General features: G+C 60.8%; 7 protein-coding genes. 5 read left to right on the top strand and 2 right to left on the bottom strand.

Annotated elements, in window-relative coordinates:
- The first annotated feature begins 206 nt into the window (after nucleotides 1-206).
- The 5 genes from GOB85_RS10190 (at nucleotide 207) to spt (ending at nucleotide 6,211) form a co-directional block, all read left to right on the top strand.
- Nucleotides 207-1,655, top strand: coding sequence for a lipopolysaccharide biosynthesis protein (locus GOB85_RS10190; RefSeq protein ID WP_242011430.1), 1,449 nt, complete (start codon nucleotides 207-209; stop codon nucleotides 1,653-1,655).
- Nucleotides 1,656-1,669: 14 nt separating this feature from the next.
- A complete protein-coding gene (locus GOB85_RS10185) occupies nucleotides 1,670-2,800 on the top strand; it encodes a sensor domain-containing protein (RefSeq protein ID WP_173577437.1) in 1,131 nt (376 codons plus the stop codon).
- Nucleotides 2,801-4,591: a fatty acyl-AMP ligase gene (locus GOB85_RS10180; protein WP_173577436.1), complete on the top strand. Its 1,791-nt coding sequence runs from the start codon at nucleotides 2,801-2,803 to the stop codon at nucleotides 4,589-4,591.
- 165 nt (nucleotides 4,592-4,756) lie between these two features.
- Nucleotides 4,757-5,008 (top strand): acyl carrier protein, encoded by a 252-nt coding sequence (locus GOB85_RS10175; RefSeq protein ID WP_173577435.1) that lies wholly within the window; start codon nucleotides 4,757-4,759, stop codon nucleotides 5,006-5,008.
- A 6-nt stretch (nucleotides 5,009-5,014) separates the two neighbouring features.
- Nucleotides 5,015-6,211, top strand: coding sequence for a serine palmitoyltransferase (gene spt / locus GOB85_RS10170; RefSeq protein WP_173577434.1), 1,197 nt, complete (start codon nucleotides 5,015-5,017; stop codon nucleotides 6,209-6,211).
- A gap of 225 nt (nucleotides 6,212-6,436) precedes the next feature.
- Here the strand turns inward: spt and GOB85_RS10165 are convergent, their stop codons facing one another.
- Complete coding sequence (locus tag GOB85_RS10165) at nucleotides 6,437-7,690, bottom strand: NAD(P)/FAD-dependent oxidoreductase (RefSeq protein ID WP_173577433.1); 1,254 nt, start codon at nucleotides 7,688-7,690, stop codon at nucleotides 6,437-6,439.
- 123 nt (nucleotides 7,691-7,813) lie between these two features.
- Nucleotides 7,814-8,815, bottom strand: a complete 1,002-nt coding sequence (locus GOB85_RS10160) for a hypothetical protein (RefSeq protein ID WP_173577432.1) — start codon at nucleotides 8,813-8,815, stop codon at nucleotides 7,814-7,816.
- Nucleotides 8,816-8,838: the final 23 nt, after the last annotated feature.

Genomic DNA, 8,838 nt, shown 5'->3' with positions numbered 1-8,838 from the left:
ACCTTAAACCCCAAAGGGCTGAAGACTTTACCCGAACCAGAAGAGCGTTTCAAGGCCCCGCCGCTGCGGTGAAGCGGGGTATAAGGCCCCTCATCACCTACCGTCAACACCACTATCGACAAAAACTTCATAAAAGTTCCACCCCACACATCCGAACCGCAGAAGACCGCCAGAATCACGATATAAAAAGACCACTGACCTGCCCGTTGCCCCACGCGCCGGAATCGAACATACCCCGCGCTATGCCCGAAAACCGCGACAACAGCCCCGAAAACCAGATCCCCGCCATCGAGGAATCGACCGGACGCCCCATCTCCCCACAGAGACGGATCGTAAGGAACGTCAGTACCCTTATGGCCGGGCGCGCCCTTAACGCCCCGATGGCGCTGCTTCACACATCGCTCGCCGTCCGCCTTCTCGGCGCATACGATTTCGGGCTCGTCGTTCTTCTCTATGCCTTCGCCCGCACACTCGCTGACGTGGTGACATTCCAGTCATGGCAGACCGTTCTGAATTTCGGCAGCGGCGCCCTCGCGGCGAAAGATACATCCGGCTTCCACAGAATCATCCGGTTCAGTTTCGTCCTGGACGCCATCAGCGGCATCACGGGTATGGTCCTTGGCATCGCCATCACGAGCCTCGGACGCGCATGGCTCGGGTGGCCCGCGTCTCTTTCCACACTCGGCCCTCTTTACTGTTTGTCGATCCCGTTCATGGCGTCAGCCACACCAACCGGGATCCTCCGCCTCCTCGACCAGTACAAACTCATCTCGGCGCAAAGCATCGTCGCCACGGTTGTGCGCCTCGCGGGGACACTCATCTTATGGGTCACACATGGCAGCCTGATCGCCATGACGCTCATATGGATCACCGCCGACGTGATGGCCGCCGCGATTCTCAACCTGTTTGCCCTGCAACAACTCGCGAAAGCGCAACTTCTGTCCGGAATCTTCACAAGCGACATCACTTTGCGTAACGACCTGTTTCATGGCCGCCTCGGAAAAAGCTTCCCCGGCATCTGGCAGTTCGCCATCACAACGAACATTAATACGACATTAACCCTCGCATTCAGCCACATCGGAACGCTCATTATCGGTGGAATGCTCGGCCCCGTCAGTGCCAGCTATTATCGTATCGGAAGCCAGCTCGCCGCAGGCATCGCCAAGCCCGCGATCCTTGTACAATCGACGCTTTATCCGGAAATGGCGCGGCTCCGGACCGAGCGGAACACAGGCAGCCTCTACGCTCTCGCCCTCCGCGCAGCCCTGGCTGCCGGGGCTCTGGGGAGCACATTACTGGCCCTGGCCTGGTTCCTCGGAGGACCGGCCCTCAGACTGGTCATCGGACCTCACGGAACCGAAGCCCTGCCCGTGACCCTGTGGTTGCTTGCAGCCGAAGTCATTGCCATATGGGGTTTGCCTCTTGAGCCGTTGCTGTTCACCATGCGCCGGATCAGGGCCGTGATCGTCGCCAGAAGCGTGGATGCATTGCTTTATCTGCCTCTTCTCGTCATCACGCTCGACTGGTACGGACTTGATGGAGCAGGGCCGGCTATACTTGCCGCAACTGTATTTCTTGTTCTGATGCAACTGGGTTTCGTCCTGCGGATGAAAGACACAGTGTCTTCCCCGCCGGACAGCCGAACTATGGAATAATGCGTAATTCTCTGATGCGTATCCTTTTTCCTTATATCGCCCAACCCCACCAGACGCTCCATTCCCTGCCAATCGCAATGGAAGCCGCCCGGCGTCACTCTGACGTGGAGGTGCATATCGCCTGTGCGACCGAGGAACACCTCAACTACGCGAGGTACCTTGCATCGTTCTATCCCGAGTCACGGGTAAGCTTTGACCTGCTCAACCTGCCAAAAATCATTCGCCGGCAAGTCGAACGCCACGGACACACAGTTATTTCCAAAGTCGCGAGCCTTTTTTATAACAAGAATTATTTCTCTACATTTCAGAGTATCGTCGTTCCCGAACGGACATCGCTGTATCTGCGTAAATTCGGCGTCACCACCCCGCGCCTGGTCTGGACCCGCCACGGCGCGGGAGACCGCGCCATCGGCTTCGCCCGCGACGTCCGCCTGTTTGATTACGTCCTGATGGCCGGTCGCAAGCTCGAACAGCGCCTTCTGGCCGACGGCTCGATCCGCCCGGGACACTATAAAACAGGCGTCTACGCCAAATTCGACATGGTGCAGAGACTCCAGCCCACGCGGCCAAAGCTGTTTCAGAACGACCGCCCCACTGTTCTTTACAACCCCCATTTCAGCCGCAGCCTGTCCTCATGGCCACGCTTCGGACTTGAGGTTCTTAACCACTTCTCGAAACAGGACCGCTATAATCTGGTCTTCGCACCGCATTACCGCCTGTTCGACACCCGTCGCAAAGAAATTGAACAGCTCCAGCGGGCCTACGGTCATCATGAACACATGCTCATCGATACCGGCAGCACGCGCAGTCTCGACATGACCTACACAATGGGTGCCGACCTCTATCTCGGAGATGTCAGTTCACAGGTCGCCGAGTTCCTCGTAAAGCCACGCCCCTGCGTGTTTCTCAACGCTCACGATGTCGCGTGGCAGAACGATCCAAGCTACCGCTTCTGGACTCTCGGACAGGTGGAAGAGAGTACAGACGGGATCGAAGACGTCATCGCCCGGGCATTTGAAACCCATGACGGTTTTCTAAATCCTCAAAAAGACTATATACGCGACACCTTCGACTTAAACGGCAACACACCGACCGCTCCTGTCGGAGCCGATGCAATTGTCGATTACCTGAGAATGGCCAGCTGAATGACTGTCATATCCCGTATTCAAAACGCGTCCGTGCCAACCGGTTTTCAGGACACAACACCGTCTCCTGTTCCCAGTCCGTCTGGTCAGAAGCGGCGTTACGGTGATTTTGCCACATTCACGGACGCACTGGATTACGCCGCTCAGGGAACCGCCGGCTTCAATATCTATTCCGGTCGCGGCATCCTGCTCGAAGCTCTGCCCTATGCCACCCTCCGTGAGCAGGCCCGGGAAATGGCGCTCCGTCTGCTGGCCCTCGGCCTGAAACCTGGCGACCGCGTCGGCCTGATCGCCGAGAGTGACGGTGATTTCGCCCGCATCTTCTTCGGCTGCCAGTACGCGGGGCTCGTGGCCACTCCCATGCCGCTCCCCGTCGCATTCGGTGGACGCGAGGCCTATCTCGCCACCATCCGTGGCATGATCGAAACCTCCGACGCTTCGGCCGTCATCATACCCGACCTGATCGCTGGCTGGACCGATGACATCACGGCCGGATTCAATCTGAAATTCGGTGGCTCTCCGGCGCAGCTTATGGAATATCCGGCGCCAGCCCGCCCGCTGCCGAAAATCAAACCGGACGCGCTGTCCTATCTCCAGTTCTCCTCGGGCAGCACGCGCTTCCCGAAAGGGATCTGTGTCACGCAGCGCTCCGGCATGGCCAACGCCCATTCCATCGCGCATGACGGCCTGCAGGTCCGCGAAACCGGCGATCGCTGCGTCTCCTGGCTGCCGCTCTACCATGACATGGGACTCGTCGGCTTCTTCCTGACGCCGATGACCTGCCAGCTCACGGTCGATCTGCTGCCAACGCGGGAGTTTGCCCGTCGCCCGCATGTCTGGCTGGACCTGATTTCCCGCAATCGCGGTACGATCTCCTACAGCCCGTCCTTCGGTTATGAACTCTGCGCCCGCCGTTCCGGATCGGCCGATATCGACCTGTCATGCTGGCGCGTGGCCGGCATCGGCGGCGACATGATCCGTCCCCATATCCTTGAGGAATTCGGCGAGCGCTTCGCTTCAGTGGGCTTCGATGCCCGTGCCTTCGTCGCCAGCTATGGCATGGCCGAAGCAACGCTTGCCATCAGCTTCTCTCCTCTCGGGCAGGGCATCCGCACCGACACGGTCGACCTTCGTCATCTCGAAACAGAAGGTGTCGCCCTCCCGAGCAACGACCCGTCCCATTCGTTGCGTACCTTCGTCCTGTGCGGTCGCGTGTTGCCTGGCCATGACATCCAGGTTCGCAGCGCGAAAGGTAAAGTCCTCGACGATCGCCGGGTCGGAACCATCTATGTACGCGGGCCAAGCCTGATGAGTGGTTATTTCCGCCTGCCGACCGAGAGCGCCGAAGCCCTCAGCAGCACCGGCTGGCTGGATACCGGAGATCTTGGCTACATGGTCGACGGCCAGATCGTCGTGACCGGTCGCGCCAAGGATCTCATCATCATCAATGGCCGCAACATCTGGCCGCAGGATCTCGAATGGTGCGCCGAAACGGAGATCGACACCCTTCGCAGCCGCGATGTCGCCGTGTTCTCCATCGAAGAGGATGACCACGAGAAAGTCGTGGCCCTCGTGCAGTGCCGCGCAACCACCCCGGAAGCCCGCGCCGCGCTGAGCGAGCAGGTGACCGGGCTGTTCCGTCGCCTTCATGGTGTGGACGTCAGGGTCGTGCTGGTCCCTCCGCATTCCCTGCCCCAAACCTCCTCGGGCAAACTGACCCGCGCCAAAGCGAAAACAATGCTGCTCTCCGGCGCCTTCAACGCACCCGCAGAAACGGCTTCCGCCGCCTGATCCTCCCCCCGCACAGGCTCATTCAGCCAGCGGAGGGAACAGGCGCGCAGCCCTCCATCATGACATTTCGCTGGCGACCGCCTGTCTTTTCCGTCATAACCGCGCCCGTTCAGCGGTCTCGCGCCGGTGACAGGACGTCCCGCCAATCCAATGTAAGGTGTCCCGATGAGTGAAACGGTTCCGGATGTCTCGGTCCTGATTATTAACAAGCTCCTTGCCAACCCTAAGGTGCCACGCAACATCACCGGCTCAAGCAAGATCGTGGAAGACCTCGCGTTCGACTCCCTCGCCGTGATGAATTTCGTCATGGAAATTGAAGACGAACTGGACGTTTCCGTCCCCCTCGACCGGCTGGCCGAGATCCGCACCATCGACGATCTCGCCACATGCATCGTCTCTCTGAAAAAGGGCGCCTGATCCGGCATGACCATCTTCGACAAGTTTCGCGGTATCGAACACCGCCTGGAAGAGCTTAAAGCTCTCGGCGGCCGAAACCCCTTCGACGTCGTCATCGAGCGCCCGCTGTCCTCGACAGTCGGACTCATCGAAGGCCGCGAAACACTGCTGTTCGGCACCAATAACTATCTCGGCCTGAGCCAGTCTCCTCACGCCATCGAAGCCGCCTGCGAGACCGTGCGCTCCCGTGGCGTCGGCACCACCGGCTCCCGCATCGCCAACGGCACCCAGAGTCTCCATCAGCAGCTCGAACGCCGCATCGCCGACTTCTTTGGCCAGACTCACTGCATGGTGTTCTCCACCGGGTATCAGGCCAATCTGGGAATGATCTCGACCCTGGCCGGAAAAGACGATTATCTCCTGCTCGACGCCGACAGCCACGCCAGCATCTACGACGCCAGCCGTCTCGGTCACGCCCAGGTCATTCGTTTTCGCCACAATGATCCGGAAGACCTGCATAAGCGTCTCCGACGGCTCGACGGCACACCGGGCGCAAAGCTTGTCGTCATCGAAGGCATCTATTCCATGACCGGCAACGTCGTGCCAATGGCGGAAATGGCAGCCGTCAAACGCGAGACCGGCGCCACCCTGCTCGTCGATGAGGCTCATTCCTTCGGCGTTCTGGGTCCGACCGGCCGAGGCGTCGCCGAAGCCGCCGGCGTCGAAAAGGATGTCGATTTCATCGTTGGCACCTTCTCCAAAAGCCTCGGCACCGTCGGTGGCTACTGCGTCTCCAACCATCCGGAACTGGATCTCGTCCGCCTGCATTGCCGGCCCTACATGTTCACAGCCTCCCTGCCGCCGGAAGTCATCGCGGCAACCATGGCGGCGCTGGAAGACATGCAGGCTCAGCCGGAACTGCGCACCCGCCTTATGGAAAACGCCGCACAATTCCACGGCGGCCTGAATAAACTTGGCCTCACAACCGGAAAAACCGTCAGCCCGGTCGTCGCCGTCGTTCTGGATACCATCCCCGAAGCCGTCGCGCTGTGGAATCAGCTCCTGACGCTCGGCCTCTATGTCAATCTGAGCCTGCCGCCGGCCACACCGGACCATCACCCGCTGCTGCGCTGCTCCGTCATGGCCACGCACACCCCGGAACAGATCGACTGCGCGATTGAGATCTTTCAGGAAGCCATGACCAGCCTGAAGGCCGAAGCATGAGCCTCAGGACCTGGTCCTGAAACCCGGCGAAGATCGCAGAGCCTAAGGAAAGGCTCTGTTCGCGCGACGTGTTGAAGCCTGAATTTTCAAAGAGCTGGAAGAAGCCCGGGCTCTGCCCGGACCCGGCAGGGACCGCAGGCCCCTGCACCCCGATTGATTAATAATAAAATGGTTTCCAAAGGTCTGCGACCTTTGGTGGGTTTCATGACAAAGCCTGAACGACTTTTAAGCCTGAGCCGCCCGCCCGAACCGCGACGGCCGATAAGGCGAAGGATCAATATACGGCGCCTCGCCATTCATCAGCTCAGCACATAGCCGCCCCGTCGCCGGTCCAAGCGTGAAACCCTGATGAGCATGCCCGAAATGGAACCACAATCCACGATGTGACGGTGCCTGCCCGACCACCGGCAGCATATCCACCGTGCATGGACGGCTCCCCAGCCACGGCGTCGCCTCCACAGGAGCCCCAAGATCCAGCATCTCACGCGCCAGAAGTTCACTGCCATCGATCTGCTTCATCGACGGCGGTGCATCCCGCAAAGCAAACTCAGCCCCGGTCGTCACCCGCAACCCGAGCGCCATCGGCAGCATCGCCACACCGGCCTCCGTGTCGATCATCGGCGTGTTCAGTGAACCCTTCCAGCCGAAATGCCGGTGATACCCACGCTTCACAAACAGCGGCAGCCGATAACCCAGCATCCGGGTCACCACATCCGACCACGGCCCCAGCGCAATCACCGCCTGCTCAGCCGAAACCGTGCCGTCCCGCGCATCCACGCACCAGCCCGATCCGTCCATCCGCAACGACCGCGCATCGCCCTTCACAATCCGGCCACCCGCAGCCGTAAACGCCGCCGCGTACCGATCAACCAGCCCGCCCGGATCGCTGACGCTATAAGGTGTGCTCCAGTGCACCGCCCCCGTCATCGTCCGCTTCAGCGCAGGCTCTTCCCGCGCAAGTCCCGCAGAATCCAGAACCCGGCTTTCCACCCCAAATTCGCGCGTCAGCAAACGCGCCTTCGCGGCACCGGCCTCAAACCCTTTCTCCGTGCGGAAAATCTGCTTCCACCCATGCCGGGAAATCAGATTGTCCGCCCCGGATGCGGAAATCATCCGGTCATGTTCCACCAGGCACTGACGAATCAGCGCCTCATAGCCCGTCACCACACCCCGATACCGCGACGGAAAGGAGTTCCACCAGTACCGCGCAAGCTGCGGCGCAACCGCCAGCAGATCGCGCATCCGGTAAGACACATCATTGCCGCGCTGCAACGCCACCTGCGCCAGCTTCAGCACATCATGCGGAAACGCATACGGCTCGACCGCCTCACGCTGAATCAGCCCCGCATTGCCATAAGACGTCTCACGCCCCGGCACACCACGCTCAACAAGGGTAACATCATACCCTCGCTCGCGAAGATGCCATGCCGTGCAGACACCCACCATGCCACCACCAAGAACGAGCGCTGATTGCGCCATGCGACAAATCTCCGGTCCAGAACAGCCAGCCCCGTCAGAACCGGCAATAATTACAATCTTACAATGAAATCACGCGCGGTCCAGATAAGTACCCGGGTGTATCATCCACCATTTTACAGACGATCAGCGCGAAAATACCCCGGCCCGCATAAGCCGCCACAACACAGCCGGAGCACACAGCAGCGGATGCCGCTCGGCAAAAGGCGTCAACGGCACAGGAATGCCACTATGCCGCTCGATCTTCCAGGCCAGATAGCGCGCTCCGCCCGCAAAGGTGAACGCCCCCTTGATCAGCCGCGCCACATTCAGCGGACGCCCGAACCGGGTCTGTGCTTTCCAGCGATGCACCGCCATCTGCCGCCCGGTCGCGGACAGACCCGACACCAGATCCCCGCCATCACGGGCCGCGTCACGAAGTCCGCCCGCCACCCATGATGCCGCCAGCAGCCGCTCGAAACGCGAGCCCTCCCCCTCGACCAGCCGCCGGGAACGATCCCCCGATTCAACCCGAAGTTCCGCACCATAAGTTCGCCGATACAGCGCCTCCCAGTACGCCTCGGGCACGCCGCGCTCAGGCCCCAGCTTCGCCGCCCACAACGCCGCCGTCCCCACCGCGCGAACCACACAGCGCAGAATCGCATCCGCCACTTCGGAATCACGAACCCAGACCAGCCGCACCGGCTGGGAGAACCGTGACCAGACCGAAATATCCCGACTGCCAGGCCTCGTCATGCGCCGAAACTGCCGCAGACTCAGGATCGCAACCTTGGCCCGCAACACCTGCCCGTCGACCACCCGCTCATGATATTCGACATTCGGCGGCAGAACCGCATTCGCCGCCCGCGCCAGCCAGCCGCGTGGCCAGTCCGCCTGCCGCTCCACAATCACATAGAAATCGAGAATACCCTCGGAGAGCAGCGACGGATCAGCCGCCACGGCCCCGTTCGCCACAGCCCGGACCACCGATCCATAAAACAGAACACCCAGCGGCCGCGCCTGCCCGACGATCCCCTCAACAAAAGACGTAACAGCGGCAGGAACAGGCGCCGTCAGTTCCCCGACGATCGTCCGCGCCACAATCCCCGCCGCCCGCAGCGCACCATCTTCCCGATCCGGTATGGTCATTGCGTCTGTCTTCCTTCTCCACG

Source organism: Acetobacter fallax, assembly GCF_011516735.1.
GTDB lineage: Bacteria > Pseudomonadota > Alphaproteobacteria > Acetobacterales > Acetobacteraceae > Acetobacter > Acetobacter fallax.
This window is presented reverse-complemented; position numbering and strand designations above follow the sequence as displayed.

Bases quoted from the DNA above. Each gene is read 5' to 3' on its own strand.
- GOB85_RS10185 (WP_173577437.1), top strand. From the start codon at position 1,670: ATGCGTATCCTTTTTCCTTATATCGCCCAACCCCACCAGACGCTCCAT.
- GOB85_RS10180 (WP_173577436.1), top strand. From the start codon at position 2,801: ATGACTGTCATATCCCGTATTCAAAACGCGTCCGTGCCAACCGGTTTT.
- GOB85_RS10175 (WP_173577435.1), top strand. From the start codon at position 4,757: ATGAGTGAAACGGTTCCGGATGTCTCGGTCCTGATTATTAACAAGCTC.
- spt (WP_173577434.1), top strand. From the start codon at position 5,015: ATGACCATCTTCGACAAGTTTCGCGGTATCGAACACCGCCTGGAAGAG.
- GOB85_RS10165 (WP_173577433.1), bottom strand. From the start codon at position 7,690: ATGGCGCAATCAGCGCTCGTTCTTGGTGGTGGCATGGTGGGTGTCTGC.
- GOB85_RS10160 (WP_173577432.1), bottom strand. From the start codon at position 8,815: ATGACCATACCGGATCGGGAAGATGGTGCGCTGCGGGCGGCGGGGATT.